The organism is Pseudoalteromonas sp. SG44-1 (assembly GCF_014164315.1).
In the GTDB taxonomy this organism is placed as follows: domain Bacteria; phylum Pseudomonadota; class Gammaproteobacteria; order Enterobacterales; family Alteromonadaceae; genus Pseudoalteromonas; species Pseudoalteromonas rhizosphaerae.
In genome coordinates this window covers 1-264 of sequence record NZ_JACJEW010000298.1, presented here as the reverse complement: position 1 = coordinate 264, position 264 = coordinate 1, and the positions used below count along the sequence as shown (strand labels likewise).

Genomic DNA, 264 nt, shown 5'->3' with positions numbered 1-264 from the left:
CCCGTCCGCCGCTCGTCAGCAAAGTAGCAAGCTACTCTCTGTTACCGCTCGACTTGCATGTGTTAGGCCTGCCGCCAGCGTTCAATCTGAGCCATGATCAAACTCTTCAATTAAAAGTTTTTTCTGTCCCGAAGGACATGCTCAATGAATTCTGAATTTATTTAATATCTTTCGATATTGAATTGACTGTGCCGAAGCAACTTATAAATAAGTTACTTCTGTTGGTCACTCAGTTTCAATTGAGACTCTAAATTTTTTGCCTTG

The 264-nt window shown here is 41.3% G+C and carries 1 rRNA gene; it reads right to left on the bottom strand.

The features are described from left to right. Positions 1–113 (bottom strand): 16S ribosomal RNA (locus H5187_RS24225); the annotation flags it as partial. Positions 114–264 lie beyond the last annotated feature (151 nt).